An 18753-nucleotide genomic window follows, 5' to 3' on the forward strand; every position below is an offset into this window, starting at 1 on the left:
AGGGGCACTCCTGCCTCGAAGGGTGCGCGGCGGTCCCCCAAGTACAGCCGGGGAACGCCGCGCGGGGCAGTCACGGAACGGCCGAAGCGCCATCCCGCCGTGACCCCCATTCTTGTAGATTCGTACGAGGGAAGGACACCAGCGACATCGGCGGACGGTATGCGACTGCGCACACTGCTGGAGACGGAGTCCCTGGGCCTGCGCCTCCTCGGCGGCGAAGGCGCGGGGCTCGACCGGCGGGTGCGCGGCGTGATGACGACCGACCTGCGCGATCCGAGCCGCTATCTGCGCGGCGGTGAGCTGGTGCTGACCGGTCTGGCGTGGTGGCGGGGCCCGCGCGACTCGGAGCCGTTCGTGCGGATCCTGGTGGAGGCGGGGGTCGCGGGCCTCGCGGCGGGCGAGGCGGAGTTCGGCTCGGTGCCCGACGACCTGACGGCCGCGTGCGCGCGGCACCGGCTGCCGCTGTTCGCGGTGGCCGAGGAGGTCGGCTTCGCCGAGATCACCGAGCACGTGGTGCGGCGCGTGTCGAGCGAGCGGGCCGGGGACCTGGCGGCGGTCGTGGAGCGGCACCGGCGGCTGATGTCGGCCGGGGGCGGGGGGCCACGCGCGGTGCTCGACCTGCTGGCCTCCGACCTGGACCTGACGGCGTGGCTGATCTCCGCGACCGGGCGGCCCATCGCGGCCTCGGGGCGCGCGGCGCTGCCCGGCGGGGCGGGCGCCGAGCTGGCCGTCGGGCGGCTGGCCGCGACGCGCGCCGGACGCCCTGGGCCCTGGACGGGGCGCGTGGCGGGGACGGTGTACTCGGTCTTCCGGGTCAACGGCGCGGGCGGGGTCGGCGTGGGGGCGCGAGGGCCGCTCTCGGACTGGCTGCTTGTGGTGCGGGCGGACGCGCGGGACTGGTCCGAGCGGCGGCTCGATCTGCTGGACGGCGTCGCGCGGTTGATCGCCGCGGAGCGCGATCGGGCCGACGCGGCGCGCTCCGTGCCGCGGCGCCTCGCGCGCGAGGTGCTCGACCTGCTGGGCGCGGGGGCGCCACCGGCCGAGGTGGCGGCGCGCCTGCGGGTGCTCGCGCCGGCGCTGAGCGAGGTGGCGGCGCACGCCCCGCGCTGGCAGGTGGTGGCGGCGCGCGTGGAGGGCGTGGACGAGGCGGCGGGCGACCTGCTCGAGGAGCTGCTCGCGCCGTTCGCCGAGGTGGCGGTGGGTCAGGGCGGGGACGAGGCGGTGGCGCTCGTGCCGCTTTCGGCGGCCGACGGGGAGGAGCCGCTGTCCGCGGAGGCGGTGCTCGGCCCGGCGCGGCGCGTGCTCGAAGGCGGTCTGGGTCCCGGCGGGCGGCTGACGCTCGGGGTGAGCGCGGCCGTTCCCTCGGCGGAGGGGCTGCGGGGCGCGTGGGAGGAGGCGCGGCACGGGCGGCGGGTGGCGGCGGCGCGCCAGGGGCGGGTGTCGGGCGCGGGGCACGAGGAGCTGGCGTCGCACGTGCTGCTGCTGCCGTTCGTTCCCGACGAGGTGCGGGGGGCGTTCACGGCGCGGCTGCTCGAGCCGTTGCGCGCCTACGACCGGCGGCACAGGGCGGGGCTGATGGCGACGTTGGAGGCGTTCCTCGCGGCGGACGGGTCGTGGACGCGGTGCGCGGCGCGGCTGCACCTGCACGTCAACACGCTGCGGTACCGCATCGGCCGCATCGAGCAGCTGACCGGGCGCGACCTGGCGCGCCTCGAGGACAAGGTGGACTTCTTCCTGGCGCTGCGGCTCGCGGGCCCGGAGCGCTGAAGCGTTCAGCGGAGCGCTGAAACGTTCAGCTGAAGCGTTCAGCGGCCGGTGCGCGGGGCGCGGACGCGGGCGAGCAGCAGGGTGAGCGCGGCGCCCGCCACCGCCCAGATCGCCAGCACCAGCACGGGGGTCGCGGTGGAGCGGCCGTCGAAGTAGGCGATGGAGCGCGCGGTCCACACGCCCGCGCCCGGGATCAGCGCCGGGCCGATGGCCTGCCAGAACGTGGGCAGCAGCGGAGAGGGGAACGCCCCGCCCGCGCTGGGGTTGCCCAGCACGACCACGAGCAGGAGCGCGACGCCGATGCCCGCGAGCCCGAGGAGGCCCTGGAGCGCGAACGTCAGCGCGCCCGTCGCGAACACCACGAGCGCCCCCAGCGCGCCGAGCGCCACGACGGGGCCCGGCAGCGCGCCGAGGACCGGCCCGACGATGACGGCGCCGCCGATGCCGCCGACCACCGCGTACCCCGCGAGGACCAGCAGGCGCAGCAGCGCGTGGCGCGTTCCCACGGGGCGGGGGCCGAGCGCCAGGGCGAGCGCCATCGCGCACAGGTAACCGCCCACGCACCAGCCCACGATCAGATAGAACGACGAGAGGCCCCTGGGGTCGCCGTCCGCCGTCGGCGCGACGTCGACGGTGCGGACCGAACGCCCCTCGGCCTCATCGGCCCGGGCGACCACGGAGGTCAGCGCGTCGGAGAGCGCCTTGCCACCGCCCGAGGCGACGAGCAGCGTGTCGCTCGTGCCCGTGCCGTCGACCAGCAGGGCGCCGTCGACGGCGCGGCGTTCGACCGCGCGACGGGCCTCGGCCTCGTCGGCGGCGCGGTGGACGACGTCGAGGGGCGCGCCGGGGAGCGCGTCGAGGCGGCGCACCACCTCGGCGCGCACGGCGTCGGGGGCGACGACGGCGAGCGGGATCCGGTCGGGCTCGGGGGCGTGCAGGGCGCCGACATAGGACAGCACGAAGCCGAGGTGCAGCAGGAGCACCCCGACCACAAGCGCCGCGGCCCGGCCGACGGGCCCCACCCCGCCCCGGAACCCGGACCGGGGTCCTGCCCGTTCCATGTCCGCATCGTGGGGCGCGCGAGGGTCGTGGCGCACCCGGGACGAGGCCGTTCGGCTGAGGCGCGGCGACTTGTGAACTCGTTCACTCAGCCCTCTTGGCCAGGTGTGGCTCTCCGTGCTGAGATGCATCCACTTGACGATCAACGGCTCGCCGGGCGACGGCCCGACGGAGCGCTGGGGAGGGCGATGTGACGGAGACCGCCGTGCCGCATCCGGTCACGACCACGGGGGGTGCCGCCGCCCCGCCTCCGGCGCGGGAGCGGGCGAGGGCCAGGGACACGGCGGTGTGGCGGCTGCGGTCGCGCGGGTGTTGGGAGGACGCGGCGGCGCTGCTCGCGGCGTCGGCGGCGACGGAGCCGGCGGCCGCGCTGCTGCGGGCCGAACTCCTCGTCGAACGCTGCATGTACACGTCCGAGGGCTGGGGCGACGCGGAGGACGCGCTGCGGTCGGCCGAGGCGATGTCGCTGAACGACGAGGAACGGGGCGCCGCGGCGTGCGAGCGCGGCTATCTCGCCTATGCCTCGACCGTGCTGCGGGTGCGCGACCGGGCCGACGAGGCGCGGGCCGCGCTGGGGCGGGCCGCCGCGCTGCTGGCCCCCGAGTCGCCGTCGCGGGCGCTGCTCGACTTCAGGCGGGGGCTGATGACCGAGCTGGTGAGCGGCACGGGGCAGGCGGCGGAGGCGGGGTTCAGGCGCGCGCACAACCTGGCGCTGAGCCAGGGGGACACGCTGCTCGCGTCGTCCACGTGGCGGCACCTGGCGGCGGTCGCGCGGGAGGCGGGCGAGGTCGCGGAGGCGCGCGAGGGGTTCGCGGAGTCGCTGCGGCTGCGGGAGGAGGCGGGGTTCCTGGTCGGGATCGCGCCCGCGCTGCTCGCGCTGGCCGAGGTCACGCCCGACCCCGACGCCGCACGGCTACGGGCCGAGGCGGCACGCCTGTTCCGCCTGCTCGACGGCATCCCCCGCTGGCTCGCCCCGGAACTGACGGGCACGGCGTAGCTGCCCCCGCGGGGCCCCGACGCGACGACCCCGGCGGGAGCGGCGGCTCGCGCGGGCAACGCGCGGCCGCGGCCGTTCGCGCGTCGACGCGCGCGAGCAGCGCGTCGTTCAGGGGTGGCCCGGGGTTCTCGGGGTGGGGCCCGTGAGGTGTGCGCGGGCGAGGTGTTCGGCGGCCGTCAGGTCGCCCGTGCGGAGGGCGTCGAGCAGGGCGGCGTGCTCGAGGGCGTCGGCAAGCAGCTCGGTCGCCCCGGGGAGCGGGGCCAGCTCGGCCGGGCACTGGGCCTTGCGCTGCAAGTCCTCGGCCACCTTGACCAGTTGGCGGTTCCCCGTGAGCGTGAGCAGCGCCCGGTGGAAGAGGCGGTCGGCCTCGGCGTAGGCGGCCCGGTCCCCGACCGAGGCCGCGGTGACGGTCGCCTCGGCGAGCGGCCGCAGCTCGTCCCACCGCTCGGGCGGCAGCGTACGGCCGAGGCGCAGCACCGCGGGCACCTCGAGGGCCACCCGCACCTCGGCGAGCTCGGCCAGCTCGCGGGGGCTGCGGCCCGCGACGCGGAAGCCCCGGTTGGGCACGGTCTCCACCGCGCCCTCGCTCGCGAGCCGCTGCATCGCCTCGCGCACCGGGGTGGCCGAGACGCCGTAGCGCTCGGCGAGCGCGGGCGCCGAGTACGTCTCCCCCGGGGCGAGTTCGCCGCTGGCCAGGGCGTCGCGCAGAGCCGCGAGGACCTGGGCGCGGACGGAGTGGCGCTCCGGCAGCGAACGGGGCCTGCGAGGGAGGGGCGGCCGGTCCGCCGCCGAGGCAGTGCTCACCCCGCTCACGGCCACCGATATGGCCGATTCCGATCGGGTGGACTCCATCTGTCCGCTCCGTCTCCTCTAGCGCCCGAATCAGCATGGTTCCGACACCTATGGCCAGACCTTAGGCCGACTTGGCGGCACAGCAAACCCCTAACCTTGATCGGGTAAGGTAAGCCTTACCTGTCCGAAGCCGCCCCGAAGCCGCTCCGAAGCAAGATTGTTCGGTGACCCATGACCGTGCCCGTGCTCGCCCCCACCACCCCGCTCACGTCGGCGTTCACACGGATCACCGAGGTGGTGCCCTCGCTGCGGATCAGCGAGGAGGCTCCACGGCGCGGGGACGGCTGGCTCGGCGGGGACGAACTCGCGGCGGGCGGGGCGGCGTTGGACACCCTGCTGGCCTGGGACGACGAGAGTATCGCGGCCGACTACGGTCAGCGCGCACGCCCTGACGTCGTGGCCGGTTTCGCGCTGCACCGCTACGCGTGGCCTGTGGCCGTCCTGTTCACCGCGCCCCACTTCCTGCTGCGCCGCGTGCCGTTGCTCGCGCCCGGGGACGTCTCGTTCCACCGCGGCGAGCGCCGGATGACGGTGCGGCCAGGCGCGTTCGCGTGCCTGGCCGACGACCCGGCGGTCGACCACCCCGGCGCCAGGCCCGTCGCGGACGAGGAGGCGCTGCGCGCCACGGTGCGCCGGGCCGCCGCGGACCATCTGGGGCCCGTGCTCGCAGCGTTCGGGCCGCGGATGCGGCGCGGGCCGCGCGCGCTGTGGGGCACGGCGACGGACGAGCTGGTCGAGGCGCTGTGGTACGTCGGGAGCCTGCTCGGCGAGGAGGAGCGCGCCGTCGCGGAGGCCGGTCAGCTGCTGCCCGGCGCGGTCACGCCGTTCGCGCGTGGCGCTTCGTTCCGCGAGCTGACAGGCCCTGAGGGCGAGGCGCTGCGGACGCGGGACCGGGCGAGCTGCTGCATGTTCTACACGCTGCGCCCCGAGGACACGTGTGTGACGTGCCCGCGCACGTGTGATGGCGAGCGGATCACCAGGCTGGCCGCAAGCTGATAACAGATCACCCGAGCACACGCACAACTCTCCCTGTAATGCCACTCGTTGGTGTGATTCCGACCGAAATTCGACGGACGGTGGCTCCGGTAGCATCATGATGCTCGCGGAGGCACAGCCGCCACGAAATCACCACAGGCGCCCGCGAATCCGCCACACCCAAGCAGGGGGCACCCCATGAACTTCGCAGACATAGAGCTCAACTGGGTGCTGGCGGCGGCCGTGCTGCTCGCCGGTTTCCTGGTGGCGGTGGCGCTGCTCACCAAGGGACGCAAGGCATCCACCGAAGGCGCCGACACCGACTCGTGGGAGCGCCTCGAAGCGGCGAGGCGCCGGCGCGAACGCGTCTACGCCTCCGCCTCCTACACACTCCTCTTCTGCTGCGCGGGCGTCGCCGCCGCGCTGTCGTTCCAGGGCCTGGTCGGCTTCGGCCGGGAGAACCTGAACCTCTCGGGCGGCTGGGAGTACCTGGTGCCGTTCGGCCTCGACGGCGCGGCGATGTTCTGCGCGGTCATCGCGGTGCGCGAGGCCAGCCACGGCGACTCGTCGATGGGCTCGCGGATGCTGGTGTGGCTCTTCGCCGGCGCCGCCGCCTGGTTCAACTGGGTGCACGCGCCGCGCGGCAGCGCCCACGCCGGGGCCCCGCACTTCTTCGCCGGGATGTCGCTCTCCGCGGCCGTGCTGTTCGACCGGGCGCTCAAGCAGACCCGCAGGGCGGCGCTGCGCGAGCAGGGCCTGGTGCCCAGGCCGCTGCCGCAGATCCGCTTCGTCCGCTGGCTGCGGGCGCCGCGCGAGACGTACGGCGCGTGGTCGCTCATGCTCCTGGAGAACGTCCGCACCCTCGACGAGGCCGTCGAGGAGGTCCGCGAGGAGCGGCGCAAGAAGGAGGACGAGCGCGAGCGGCGGCGCGAGCAGCGCAAGCTCGACCGCGTCAGGATGAAGGCGCTCGGCCGCCAGCAGAAGATGCTCGGCCGAGGCAGCCAGGTCGAGGTCGCGGTGGCGCCCGCCGAGCCCGCCGCCCTCGAGCCCGCCAAGCAGCGGCGCCCGCTCGATGCCGCGAGGGCGGAGGGCGACGACCCGCTCGACGGCGGGCGGCTTGACTCGCTCGAGGAGAAGCTGGCCCGGATCGAGCGGCAGTTCGGCTGACCGATCCGGGACCGATGGCGTCACCCGAGGGCGTTCTCCGCGCGCGTTGTCACGCCGCGAGGAGGACGCCCTCGAGCGTGAGCAGGTGACGCTTGCGGTCGAGGCCGCCCGCGTAGCCGGTGAGCGAGCCGTTCGTCCCGACCACGCGGTGGCAAGGGCGCACGATCGACAGGGGGTTGTGGCCCACCGCCCCGCCCACGGCGCGCGCCATGCGCGGCTCAAGCCCGGCCTGCTCGGTGAGCTGGGCATAGGTGACGGTCGTGCCGTACGGGACGCGGTCGATGGCCGCCCAGACCCGGCGGCGGAACGGCGTCCCCCCGGGCGCGAACCCGATGTCGAACGCCGTCAGCTCGCCCGCGAAGTACGCGTCGAACTGCTCGGCGACAGGCCGGAACGCCGCGTCGTCACGCGCCCAGTCGGGGGCGACCTCCGGCGCGTACTTCTGCCCCGAGAGGGTCAGCCACGCGAGCGCCTCGGGCGTGGGCCCGGCGATCAGCAGGTCGCCGACGGGGCTGGGGTGGGTGGTGTACAGCATCAGTCGTTCTCCGGTCCTGTGCGGGGGTGGGTCTTGGCCGTCGCGGCCCACAGGTGGTGCAGGGCGTAGGAGCGCCAGGGCCGCCAGGCGGCGGACGCGACGGGGTCGGCGCCGACGAGGCGCAGCCCGTGGCGCACGCCCGCGTCGCCCGGCAGGAAGACATCGGGGTCGCCGAGCGCCCGCATCCTGATGTAGCCCGCGGTCCAGGGCCCGATGCCGCGCAGCGCGAGCAGGGCGCGTTCGGCCTCGTCGCGGTCGGCGCCGGGTGAGAGGACCACGGCGCCGTCGGCGAGCGCGGCGGCCAGGGCGCGGAGGGTGGCGCGCCGGGACTCGGGCATGCCCAGCTCGGTGAGCGGGGCATCGGCGAGCGCGGCGGGCTCGGGGAAGAGGTGGGTGAGCCCGCCCACGGGCGAGGCGAGCGGCTTCCCGTACGCCTCGACGAGCGCCCCGGCCAGGGTGCGGGCCGCGCCGACGGTGACCTGCTGGCCCAGCACGGCGCGCACGGCCAGCTCGTCGGCGTCGGCGGCGCCGGGCGAGCGCAGCCCGGGGCGGGCGGCGACCAGCGGGCCCACCACCGGGTCGGCGCCGAGGCGTTCGGCCACCGCGTACGGGTCGGCGTCCAGGTCGAACAGCCGACGCGTCCGTTGGACGGCGGCCGTCAGGTCCCTGGGGTCGGTCAGCCGGACGCGGCCCTCGAGCCAGCGGGCGCCCGCCGCCTCGGCGACCTCGGCGATGCCGGTGCCGTGCGGCAGGGCGAGCGAGCGGCGGTAGGTCCTGGCGCCCGGCTCCCCCGTGGCCTCCTCGATCCCCGCGATGGCGCGGCGCTGAAGGAAGTCGAAGACATGGCGCGCGTCGTAGGCGCCTCGGTGGGCGAGCCGCAGCGGTATGCCGTGGCCGCCGCAGGGGGCGGGCGAACGCGGCCGCGAGCGCGAGGCGGCGGCGCGCAGCTCGCTCGGGGTGCGCGCGTATCCGGCGCGCATCGTGTCGTTGAACTGCCGCACGCTGGAGAACCCCGCCGCGAACGCCACCTGGGTGATCGGCAGATCGGTCGTCTGGAGCAGGATGCGGGCGGTGTGCTGGCGCTGCGAACGGGCCAGCGCCACAGGGCCCGCGCCCAGCTCGGCGGTCAGCTGGCGCTGCACCTGCCGCGCGCTGTACCCGAGCCGCCCGGCGAGGCCCGAGACGCCCTCGCGGTCGACCACGCCGTCGGCGATCATCCGCATCGCGCGGCCGACGGTGTCGGCCCTGGCGTTCCACTCGGCGGACCCTGGCACGGCGTCGGGGCGGCAGCGGCGGCAGGCGCGGAAGCCCGCGGCCTGGGCCGCGGCGGCCGAGGGGTGGAACGTGACGTTGTGCCGCTTCGGGGTGGTCGCCGGGCAGCTGGGGCGGCAGTAGACGCCGGTGGTGCGGACGGCGGTGAAGAAGACGCCGTCGAAGCGCTCGTCGCGGCTGCGGACCGCCTCGTACCTGCTGTCATCGTCCATCACGCCGTCCAGTGTGCGCGCTCGCGAGCGCGGCGGCTGGCGGTTTTCGGACGCGGGGGTTCCGGGCCATGACCCGCCCCCGGGTGCGTGGGGGCGGGCGGGCCGGTTCTCCTTACTTCTTCGCCAGGCGGGCGGGGAAGCCGCCCGTCGCGACCGGGCCCCAGCGGCGCGGGGTGATCCGGATGAGCGACTTGCCCTGGCGGGTCATCGCCTCGCGGTACTCGTCCCAGTCGGGGTGCTCCCCCGCGATGTTCCTGAAGTACTCGACGAGCGGCTCGATCGCCTCGGGGACGTCGAGCACCTCGGCCGTGCCGTCGATCTGCACCCAGGGCCCGTCCCACTCGTCGGACAGCACGACGACGCTGACCTCGGGGTCCCGCCTGGCGTTACGCGACTTGGCGCGCTCCGGGTAGGTCGAGACGACGATCCGTCCACTGTCGTCGACGCCGCAGGTCAGCGGCGACGCCTGCGGGGTGCCGTCCCCGCGCCGCGTCATCAGGATGGCGCGGTGGCGGGGCCGGACGAAATCGAGGAGCTTGGCGAGATCGACACTGGTGTTCGTAGCGATCGAAGGACTCATGGCGGGCAACCCTACGCCTCACGTGTCAGACGTTGACACCGTAGTCGGACGCGATCCCGGCGAGCCCCGAGGCGTACCCCTGGCCGACCGCGCGGAACTTCCACTCGGTGCCGCGCCGGTACAGCTCGCCGAAGATCATCGCCGTCTCGGTGGCGGCGTCCTCGGTCAGGTCGTACCGGGCCAGCTCGGCGCCTCCCGCCTGGTTCACCACGCGGATGAACGCGTTGCTCACCTGGCCGAAGCTCTGGCCGCGGTTCTGTGCCTCGTGGATCGAGACCGGGAACACGATGCGCGTGATCTCCCGCGGCACCGCCGCGAGGTCGACCTTGATCACCTCGTCGTCGCCCTCGCCCTCACCCGTCAGGTTGTCGCCGGTGTGCTCGACGGACCCGTCGGGGCTCGTGAGGTTGTTGTAGAAGACGAAGTGCAGGTCGGAGGCGACCTTCCCGCTCTCGGTCACCAGCAGGGCGCTGGCGTCGAGGTCGTAGTCGGCGCCGGTCGTCGTCCGCACGTCCCAGCCGAGGCCGACCAGCACCGCTGTCAGTCCAGGGGCCTCCTTGCTGAGCGAGACGTTGCCACCTTTGGACAGGGTTACGCCCACGTTCTCCTCCTCCGTTCGGGCGATGGGAGTGCCGTCCCCACTCCGGGGAAACGGGCCGACATCAGGCTGACGAGACGGGCCCGACGAGCGTCGTCAGGACGTCCTCCATCGTCACGAAGCCCAGCACGGTGCCCCGGCCGCCCGCCACGGCCGCCAGGTGCGTCCCGTCGGCGCGCATCGCCGTCAGGGTGTCGTCGAGCGGGGTGTCGATCTCGACGCGCGTGACGGCGTGCAGCGCGCCGCGCGGGAACGGCTTGTGCCGCTCGGTGACGCCGAGGGCGTCCTTGATGTGCAGATAGCCGAGGACCGCGGAGCCGGGGCCGAGCACCGGCAGGCGCGAGTAGCCGGTGGCCGTCGCGGTCCGCTCGAGCTCGGCGGGGGTGATGCGGTGGTCCACGGTGACCATGCGGCTCAACGGGACCAGGATCTCGCCGACCGGGCGCGTGCCCAGCTCGAGGGCGACGCGCAGCCGGTCGCCGTCGGCCGGGTCGAGCAGGCCGGCCTGGCTCGAGTCGGCCACCATCCGCGCCAGCTCGTCGTCGGTGAAGACGGCGGCCACCTCGTCCTTGGGCTCGACCTTGAGCAGCCGCAGCAGCACGTTGGCGAACGCGTTGATCCCGAAGATCACCGGGCGCAGCGCGCGGGTCAGGGCCACCAGCGGCGGGCCGAGGGCGAGCGCGGTGGGCACGGGCGCGGCCAGCGCGATGTTCTTGGGCACCATCTCGCCGACCAGCATGTGCAGATAGGTCGCCAGGGACAGCGCGATCAGGAACGCGATCGGGTGCACCAGGCCGTCCGGCACGTTGACCGCCTCGAAGACCGGCTCGAGCAGGTGGGCGATCGCGGGCTCCGCGACCGCGCCCAGGACCAGCGACGACACCGTGATGCCGAGCTGGGCGGTGGCCATCATCGTCGACAGGTGCTCCACGCCCCACAGCGTGACGCGGGCGCGCTTGTTCCCGGCCTGGGCGCGCGGCTCGATCTGGCTGCGGCGCACGGAGATCATGGCGAACTCGGCGCCGACGAAGAACGCGTTGGTGAACAGGGTCAACGCGCCGATGATCAGTTGCAGGGTCGTCATCGGACGCGGCCCTCCTGGCCCGTGGCCTCGGTGACGGGGGCGGGCGCGGTGATCGTGACGCGCTCGGCCACGTGGTGGTCGACGTCGAGCACGGTCAGCTCCCAGTCCCCGACGCGGACGGTGTCGCCCTGCGCGGGTATACGTTCGAGGCGGGTGGCGAGCAGTCCGGCCAGCGTCTCATAGGGCCCGTCGGGGGCGCTCAGGCCGATGTCGGCCAGCTGGTCGAGGCGTACGCCGCCGTCGGCCTCCCACGCGGGCCTGCCGTCGACGGTGGGCGGGGCGGGCAGCAGGTCGGGGATCTCCATCGGGTCGTGCTCGTCGCGGACCTCGCCGACGACCTCCTCCACGATGTCCTCGATGGTGGCGACGCCCGCCGTTCCGCCGTACTCGTCGATGACGACGGCCATCGTGCGGGCGGCGCCCAGGCGTTCGAGCAGCCGGTCAACGGGGAGGCTGTCGGGCACCAGCAGGGGCGGCGAGAGCAGGTCGGTGACGGGGGTCTCCAGGCGCTTGTCGGGGTCGAGGGCGAGGACGTCACGGATGTGGACCGTGCCGATGACCTCGTCGAGGGAGTCGCGGTAGACGGGGAAACGGGACAGCCCCGTGGCGTGCGTGAGGTTGGCCGCGTCCGCGGCGGTGGCGTGGCTCTCGAGGGCCAGCACGTCCACGCGGGGGGTCATGACGTTCTCCGCGGTGAGCGCGCCGAGGTTGAGCGTGCGCACGAACAGCTCGGCGGAGTCGGCCTCGAGGGCGCCCTCGGCGGCGGAGTGCCGGGCCAGGGCCACCAGCTCCTCGGGGCCTCGGGCGGAGGCGAGCTCCTCGGTCGGCTCCAGGCCGAAGCGGCGCACCAGGCGGTTGGCCGTGTTGTTGAGGTGGCCGATCAGCGGGCCGAAGAAGGCGGTGAACGCGCGCTGCGGGCCCGCGACCACCTTGGCCACGGCCAGCGGGCGGGAGATCGCCCAGTTCTTCGGGACCAGCTCGCCGATGACCATGAGGACCACGGTCGAGATGGCCACGCCGAGCACGGTGGCCACGCCCGAGGTCGCGCCCCCGACGCCGATGTCGCCCAGCGGGCCGCGCAGCAGGGAGGCCAGCGAGGGCTCCGCCAGCATGCCGATGACCAGGGAGGTGACCGTGATGCCGAGCTGGGCGCCCGACAGCTGGAGCGTCAGCCGCCGCACGGCCTTCAGGGCGCCGTCGGCGCCGCGCTCGCCCGCGGCCGCGGCGCGTTCCAGCTCACCGCGCTCGACGGTGGTCAGCGAGAACTCGGCGGCGACGAAGATCGCGCAGGCGAGGATCAGGGCCAGGGCGAGCAGAAGCAGCAAGATCTCGGTCACCGTGCCACCCCCCTCGCGCCCTGGCTGACGGGCCCGTGACAGGGAATGGCACGGCTGGTACTGGGAGGTTCACCCATGGTGGGTCTGCTGCTCCTTCTGAAAGAACGACTCGTCGGTGCGTACACGCGCTCCCGGCATCCCATGGTAGGAGATCGGGTGGAGCGTGCTCAGGGACCTATGGTTCTACAGGTCTGTAGAAAATTCGATACCGCTTCCGCACACGGTTAAACACGCGCGGGGTCCCCTTTCATTTCACCACCACGTTCCGTCACCAGGGGGTGGCGGCGTGCAGCAGGAAGAACAGGGTGATCGCGGCGTTCGCCGAGGACAGCGCCGAGACCGTCGTGCCGGCGGCGGCGGCCCACGTGGCCAGGCCCACGGCGGTGAACGCGGGCGGCCAGCCGCTCGGGGTCGGGGGCGGCGGGCCGAGCAGGGCCGCGACCCGGCGCGGCACGGGCCCAGGGGCGGCGGCGAGCCCCGCCAGGGTGGCGGCGGGGGCGCCGCGGGAGACCAGGGCGGCCTTGCCGATGGCGCGCGCCATGGCCCGCCGGTCGCCGATCGCCCGCGCCGCGTCCTCGTCGGCCCAGCGCTCGGCGGCGTAGCCGACGGCGGTGCGCAGCGGGCGCAGGAACGGGTTGGCGCGCGCGGCCAGCTGCACCACGAGCAGGAAGCGGTGGTGGCGCGCCGCCAGGTGGGCGCGCTCGTGCGCGAACAGCGCCCGGCGCTCGCCGGGCGCGAGGCGCTCGAGCAGGGCGCGGGAGACCACGATGCGCGGGCGCGCACCGGGCAGGGCGTAGGCGTAGGGGTCGGGGTCGGGCAGCACGGCGACGCGCGGGGCGGCGACGCCGCGCAGCGCCCGGTGCGCCAGGCGCCTGACGCGCACATGACGCCAGAGCGTCAGCGCGCAGGCCGCGAGGACGGCGAGCAGCGCGGGGATGGCGGCGCGGCCCGCCACCTCCTCGAACGGAACGGCGTCGCGCACCTCGGGGTCGGACCAGCCGTCGGGCAGGGGGTTGCCCGGCAGCTGCGCGGTGCCGACGACCATGACGAGCGCGAGGCACAGGGTGCTGCACAGGGCGAGGACGCCGGCGACCGTGGTCAGCATCAGGGTGGCGGTGCGGGGGTGCAGGCGCTGCTCGGCCAGCCGCGCGACCGGCCACGCGGTCAACGGCAGCACAAGCGGCAGGAAGACGAAGAACCCCATCGCTCTCCTATGTGTCCCCCGTGTCCTCTGGGTCCCCGGTGTCCTGCGTGGCCCGCGGATCCTCGGCCTCGTGGAGCAGGCCGCGCAGGAGGCGTTCGTCGTCGGGCGAGAGCGCCGTGACGAAGCTGGCGAGCACCGCCTCGCGGTCGGACTCCCCGTCGAGCACGCGCCGCATGCGCAACGCCGCGAGCCAGGAGCCGTCGGCCGCCGGGCTCCAGGCGAACGAGCGCCCCGCCTTCTCGCGCCCGACCGCGCCCTTGGCCAGCAGCCGGGTGAGGGTGGTGATCACAGTGGTGTACGCGAGCCCTCCGCCGATCCGGTCGCGCACCCACGCGGCCCCGACGGGTCCGGGCGCGGCACACAGGGCGGCGAGGACCTGGGCCTCCAACTCGCCCCGTCCGCGCCGCCTCCTGGGCGTGGGGCTGCTGGGCACGGTGAGGGCTCCTGGGGCTCGCGGGTGCTCCATGATAGCCACGCCCAGGGCCGGGCCCACCGGCGTTCTCCCCGCCCCGGCCCGCGCACGACGGCGCCCGCCCGCCCCCGGGACGGGGAGCGGGCGGGCGGTGGGGCGGCTCGGTGGCCCGGGTCAGGCGGCCACGGCGACCTCCGCGGGGGTCAGGGCCAGCGACAGCACCTGGCGGACGTCGGTGACCGGGTGGACGTCGAGCGTGGCCAGGATCTCGGCCGGGACGTCGTCCAGGTCGGCTTCGTTCCGCTTGGGGATGATCACCGTGGTCAGGCCCGCGCGGTGCGCCGCGAGCAGCTTCTGCTTGACGCCGCCGATCGGCAGGACGCGCCCGGTCAGGGAGACCTCGCCGGTCATCGCCACATCGGGCCGCACCTGCCTGCCGCTGAGCAGCGACGCCAGGGCGGTCGTCATGGTGATGCCCGCGCTCGGCCCGTCCTTCGGCACCGCGCCCGCGGGGATGTGCAGGTGGATGCCGCGCTCCTTGAGGTCGCCGACCGGGAGCTCGAGCTCGGCGCCGCGCGAGCGCAGGTAGGACAGGGCGATCTGGCCCGACTCCTTCATCACGTCGCCGAGCTGACCCGTCAGGGTCAGCCCCGCGCCGCCCGTCTCCGGGTCGGCGAGCGACGCCTCGATGTAGAGGACGTCGCCGCCCGCGCCCGTGACCGCGAGGCCCGTGGCCACGCCGGGCACCGCCGTGCGCCGCTCCGCGGGCTCCTGCGCCGCCTCGGGGGTGTGGTGCGGGCGCCCGATCAGGTCCCGCAGGTCGCCCTCGGTGACCGTGCGCGGCAGCGTCGCCTCGCCGAGCTCGGCGCGGGCCGCGACCTTGCGCAGCAGCCGCGCGACGACGCGCTCCAGGCCGCGGACGCCCGCCTCGCGGGTGTACTCGCCCGCGAGCTTGCGCAGCACGCCGTCCTCGAGCGCGACCTCGCCATCGGCGAGCCCCGCGCGCTCCAGCTGCCGGGGAACGAGGTGGTCGCGCGCGATGGTGACCTTCTCGTCCTCCGTGTAGCCGTCGAGGCGGACCAGCTCCATGCGGTCGAGCAGCGGCTGCGGGATGGCCTCGAGGACGTTCGCCGTGGCCAGGAAGACCACGTCGGACAGGTCGAGCTCGATCTCGAGGTAGTGGTCGCGGAACGTGTGGTTCTGCGCGGGGTCGAGGACCTCGAGCAGGGCCGCAGCGGGGTCGCCGCGGAAGTCGCTGCCGACCTTGTCGATCTCGTCGAGCAGCACGACCGGGTTCATCGAGCCCGCCTCCTTGACGGCCCGCACGATGCGGCCCGGCAGCGCGCCGACGTAGGTGCGCCGGTGGCCGCGGATCTCCGCCTCGTCGCGGACGCCGCCGAGCGCGACGCGCACGAACTCGCGGCCCATCGCGCGGGCGACCGACTCGCCGAGCGACGTCTTGCCGACGCCGGGCGGCCCGACCAGGGCCAGCACGGCGCCGCCGCGCCTGCCCCCGACCACGCCGAGCCCGCGGTCGCCGCGGCGCTTGCGCACGGCCAGGTACTCGGTGATGCGCTCCTTGACGTCGTCGAGGCCCGCGTGGTCGGCGTCGAGCACGGCCTTCGCGCCCGCGATGTCGTAGGAGTCCTCGGTCCGCCGCGACCACGGCAGCTCGAGAACGGTGTCGAGCCACGTGCGGATCCAGCCGCCCTCGGGGCTGGCGTCGGAGGACCGCTCCAGCTTGTCGACCTCCTTCAACGCCGCCTCGCGCACCTTCTCCGGCAGGTCGGCGGCCTCGACCCTGGCGCGGTAGTCGTCGCCCTCGTCGGCCGCGTCGCCGTTGAGCTCGGCCAGCTCCTTGCGGACGGCATCGAGCTGGCGGCGGAGCAGGAACTCACGCTGCTGCTTGTCCACGCCCTCCTGGACGTCCTTGGCGATCGACTCGGCGACGTCCTGCTCGGCCCTGGCCTCGCTCATCAGCTTGATGGCCAGCCTGAGCCGCTCCACAGGGTCGGTGGTCTCCAGCAGCGTCAGCCGCTGCTCGGTGGTGAGGAACGGCAGATAGCCGGCGTTGTCCGCCAGCTGGCCGACGTCCTCGATCTGCTGCACCCGGTCCACGATCTGCCAGGCGCCGCGCTCGCGGAGCCAGCTCGTGGCGAGCGCCTTGTACTCCTTGGCCAGCTCGGTGACCGCGCCCGGCAGGGTGCTGGGAACGGTCTCGGTGATCGGGGTGGCCTCGACCCACAGGGCCCGGCCAGGGCCCGTGGTGCCGGAGCCGATGCGCACCCGGCGCAGGCCGCGGACCAGCGCGCCCGGATCGCCGTCGGCGAGTCGTCCGACCTGCTCGACCCGGCCGAGCACGCCGATTCCCGCGTAGTTCCCGTCCAGACGCGGCACGAGCAGCACGCGGGGCTTCTCGCCCCTCGGCGCGGCGGCCTGGGCGGCTTCGACGGCGGCGCGCACCTCGGCGTCGGACAGCTCGAGGGGCACCACCATCCCTGGCAGCACCACCTCGTCGTCCAGCGGCAGCACCGGCAGGGTGAGTGTGTCGAACGATGAAGTCATGACCTCTCCCTCGGCAGGCAAATTGAGCTTCGTCGACTCAATGCCAAGGGCGGCCCAGATGTTCCCCGGCCCCGAAACGTTCGCTCCGAGTGAAAGCGCGATCCCCTGCCGGGAGCCCGACCGCCCGCCACCGCGGCCACCGGGCAGAGCCAGGGAGGACAGCGCGAGCCGGTCCTCGGTGCCCGTCCGGCGAGGACTACAGCTCGCGCATGACCCGGTGGACGAAGTCGCGGGTCGCGTTGGGGGACTCGGCCTCGACGACGAGGCGGTTCATGACATGGCGGTACTGCTCGATCTCGGCGGGCTTGTCCGGGTAGACGCCGCCGGTCATCTGCTCCAGGTACACGACGTCGGGCAGCTCGCCGCCCGGCGGCCGCAGGATCGTGACGGGCCCGGCGAGGGCCGCGTGGGCGCCCGCGCTGAACGGCGCCACCTGGATCGTCACATGCGGCAGCTCGGAGACCTCGATCAGGTGGGCGAGCTGGCGGCGCATCGTCGCCCGGCCGCCCACGCGGCGCCGCAGGGCCGCCTCGTCGATCACCACCCACACATGGGGCGGTCTCGCGCGCTCCAGGATCCGACCGCGGCCCATGCGCAGCCGCACCCGGCGTTCGACGCGCTCCTCGCTCTCGTCGTGCCCGAGGCGCGTGACGGCCCTGGCGTACTCCTCGGTCTGGAGCAGGCCAGGGACGAACTGGAGCTCATAGGTGCGAATGACCATGGCCGTCTGCTCGAGCCCGAGATACACATTCAGCCATGCGGGGACGACGTCGTAGTAGACGTGCCACCAGCCCGCGGAGTTCGACTGCCGGGCCAGGGCGAGGAGCGTGGCCCGCTCGCCCCGGTCGAGGACGCCGTAGCAGGTGAGCAGGTCCTCCACGTCCCGGGTCTTGAAGCCGGTGCGCCCGCTCTCCAGGCGGCTGATCTTGGAGTGCGACGCGCGGATGCGCTCACCGGCGTCCGCGCCCGTGATGCCGCGGGCCTCGCGGAGCTGGCGGAGCCTGGCGCCCAGGATCATCCGCGGGACGGTCGGGCCCGTCTGGCCGTAGTCGATGGGGCGAGCGACGCCGCGCTCCTGGCTCACCACGCTCATGCCCGCTCCCATCGCAGTAGCCGCGAGCGCCCAACTGTACTAAAGCCTCCCCCGCGGAACCGGGGGCCGGCGTCACGGCTTTCGTCCTATGCCGCCCACGATGTGCACCGCGACCGGCTCGGTCGCCGAAGGGGTGTCGGGTCGCCACCGCGAACACGGAACCACACCCGGGTCGAGCAGCTCAAGACCGTCGAACAGCTCGGTCACCTGGGCCGTGGTCCGCTGGGTGAGCTTGGGGGTGCCGTGCTCGTTCCAGTAAGCGACGGCCTCGTCCGTGCCGGGGCCCACGGACGTGTGGGAGAGCGCCAGGTGGCTGCCGGGTGGCACCGCGTCCAGCAGACGGCCGATTATCGCCTTGGCCTCGTCCGGGTCCGCGATGTAGTTGACGATGCCGAGCAGCATGACGGCGACAGGCCGGGAGAGGTCGAGGGTCGCGCGCGCGGCGCTCAGGATCGTCCCGGGGTCGCGCAGGTCCGCGTCCAGATACGCGGTGGCGCCCTCGGGGCTGCTGCTGAGCAGCGCGCGGGCGTGGGCGAGCACGAGCGGGTCGTTGTCCACGTAGACGACGCGGCTCTCGGGCGCGACGCGCTGGGCGACCTCGTGGGTGTTGTCCTTGGTGGGCAGCCCGGTGCCGATGTCGAGGAACTGCCGGATCCCGGCCTCCCCGGCGAGATGGGTCACCGCGCGCCCGAGGAACGCGCGGTCCGCCCGCGCGTACGCCCGCATCCCCGGCGCGATGTCCAGGATCGCGTCGCCCGCCCGCCGGTCGACGTCGTAGTAGTCCTTGCCCCCGAGCCAGTAGTTCCAGATGCGCGCCGAGTGCGGCACCGAGGAGTCGATGGCGGGCGTCCCCGCGCCGTCGTCGGCCTGGGCGTTCGTCACAAGGACACCTCCGGTCACGGCAGTTGGGACGTCCACCCTAGTGTCCTGAGTCAGGAATTCTGTTCAGATAGCTGGCGAGGCGTTCGAGGATCTCGTCTGCGCTCTTCGTCCAGACATAGGGCTTCGGGTCGGTGTTCCAGGCGGCGATCCAGTTACGGATGT

General features: G+C 74.4%; 17 protein-coding genes and 1 pseudogene. 4 read left to right on the plus strand and 14 right to left on the minus strand.

The window, feature by feature from the left end:
• The first annotated feature begins 159 nt into the window (after positions 1-159).
• A complete protein-coding gene (locus D7318_RS26900; protein WP_120699816.1) occupies positions 160-1767 on the plus strand; it encodes a PucR family transcriptional regulator in 1608 nt (535 codons plus the stop codon).
• Between the two features lie 38 nt (positions 1768-1805).
• On the opposite strand, the gene D7318_RS26905 is transcribed toward D7318_RS26900, so the two are convergent.
• The gene (locus tag D7318_RS26905) at positions 1806-2828 is read right to left on the minus strand and encodes a DUF3533 domain-containing protein (protein ID WP_183091510.1); all 1023 of its coding nucleotides are present in this window, start codon (positions 2826-2828) and stop codon (positions 1806-1808) included.
• A gap of 188 nt (positions 2829-3016) precedes the next feature.
• Between D7318_RS26905 and D7318_RS26910 the strand changes: the two genes are divergently transcribed.
• A complete protein-coding gene (locus tag D7318_RS26910; protein WP_408055537.1) occupies positions 3017-3823 on the plus strand; it encodes a hypothetical protein in 807 nt (268 codons plus the stop codon).
• Positions 3824-3931: 108 nt separating this feature from the next.
• On the opposite strand, the gene D7318_RS26915 is transcribed toward D7318_RS26910, so the two are convergent.
• The gene (locus tag D7318_RS26915; protein WP_120699817.1) at positions 3932-4675 is read right to left on the minus strand and encodes a GntR family transcriptional regulator; all 744 of its coding nucleotides are present in this window, start codon (positions 4673-4675) and stop codon (positions 3932-3934) included.
• 171 nt (positions 4676-4846) lie between these two features.
• Here D7318_RS26915 and D7318_RS26920 point away from each other — a divergent pair, with 171 nt between their 5' ends.
• Complete coding sequence (locus D7318_RS26920; RefSeq protein ID WP_120699818.1) at positions 4847-5671, plus strand: (2Fe-2S)-binding protein; 825 nt, start codon at positions 4847-4849, stop codon at positions 5669-5671.
• Between the two features lie 177 nt (positions 5672-5848).
• Positions 5849-6817, plus strand: a complete 969-nt coding sequence (locus D7318_RS26925) for a DUF2637 domain-containing protein (protein WP_120699819.1) — start codon at positions 5849-5851, stop codon at positions 6815-6817.
• A 49-nt stretch (positions 6818-6866) separates the two neighbouring features.
• Here the strand turns inward: D7318_RS26925 and D7318_RS26930 are convergent, their stop codons facing one another.
• The 12 genes and pseudogenes from D7318_RS26930 to D7318_RS34240 all read right to left on the minus strand — a co-directional run.
• Positions 6867-7352 carry a methylated-DNA--[protein]-cysteine S-methyltransferase gene (locus D7318_RS26930; RefSeq protein WP_120699820.1) on the minus strand — a complete coding sequence of 162 codons (486 nt, stop codon included), beginning with the start codon at positions 7350-7352 and terminating at the stop codon, positions 6867-6869.
• Positions 7352-8836 carry an AlkA N-terminal domain-containing protein gene (locus tag D7318_RS26935; RefSeq protein WP_120699821.1) on the minus strand — a complete coding sequence of 495 codons (1485 nt, stop codon included), beginning with the start codon at positions 8834-8836 and terminating at the stop codon, positions 7352-7354. The genes D7318_RS26930 and D7318_RS26935 overlap by 1 nt, the downstream gene beginning before the upstream one ends.
• A 112-nt stretch (positions 8837-8948) precedes the next feature.
• Entirely contained in the window at positions 8949-9416 is a 468-nt protein-coding gene (locus D7318_RS26940; RefSeq protein WP_120699822.1) for a PPOX class F420-dependent oxidoreductase, read from the minus strand.
• A 25-nt stretch (positions 9417-9441) separates the two neighbouring features.
• Complete coding sequence (locus D7318_RS26945; RefSeq protein WP_120699823.1) at positions 9442-10017, minus strand: TerD family protein; 576 nt, start codon at positions 10015-10017, stop codon at positions 9442-9444.
• 61 nt (positions 10018-10078) lie between these two features.
• A complete protein-coding gene (locus tag D7318_RS26950; RefSeq protein ID WP_120699824.1) occupies positions 10079-11098 on the minus strand; it encodes a hemolysin family protein in 1020 nt (339 codons plus the stop codon).
• Positions 11095-12435: a hemolysin family protein gene (locus D7318_RS26955; protein WP_120699825.1), complete on the minus strand. Its 1341-nt coding sequence runs from the start codon at positions 12433-12435 to the stop codon at positions 11095-11097. The genes D7318_RS26950 and D7318_RS26955 overlap by 4 nt, the downstream gene beginning before the upstream one ends.
• A 268-nt stretch (positions 12436-12703) precedes the next feature.
• Positions 12704-13639 (minus strand): M56 family metallopeptidase, encoded by a 936-nt coding sequence (locus D7318_RS26960; RefSeq protein WP_120699826.1) that lies wholly within the window; start codon positions 13637-13639, stop codon positions 12704-12706.
• A 7-nt stretch (positions 13640-13646) separates the two neighbouring features.
• Positions 13647-14072: a BlaI/MecI/CopY family transcriptional regulator gene (locus D7318_RS26965; protein WP_408055538.1), complete on the minus strand. Its 426-nt coding sequence runs from the start codon at positions 14070-14072 to the stop codon at positions 13647-13649.
• A gap of 153 nt (positions 14073-14225) precedes the next feature.
• Positions 14226-16616, minus strand: coding sequence for an endopeptidase La (gene lon / locus D7318_RS26970; RefSeq protein WP_120699828.1), 2391 nt, complete (start codon positions 16614-16616; stop codon positions 14226-14228).
• 196 nt (positions 16617-16812) lie between these two features.
• Entirely contained in the window at positions 16813-17709 is an 897-nt protein-coding gene (locus D7318_RS26975; protein WP_120699829.1) for a helix-turn-helix domain-containing protein, read from the minus strand.
• Positions 17710-17781: 72 nt separating this feature from the next.
• Positions 17782-18591, minus strand: a complete 810-nt coding sequence (locus D7318_RS26980) for an SAM-dependent methyltransferase (protein ID WP_230424127.1) — start codon at positions 18589-18591, stop codon at positions 17782-17784.
• 37 nt (positions 18592-18628) lie between these two features.
• A pseudogene (locus D7318_RS34240) lies at positions 18629-18753 on the minus strand (IS630 family transposase); the annotation flags it as partial.

Origin of the sequence: Streptomyces radicis (assembly GCF_003626575.1) — a bacterium.
Taxonomy (GTDB): Bacteria; Actinomycetota; Actinomycetes; order Streptomycetales; family Streptomycetaceae; genus Streptomyces; species Streptomyces radicis.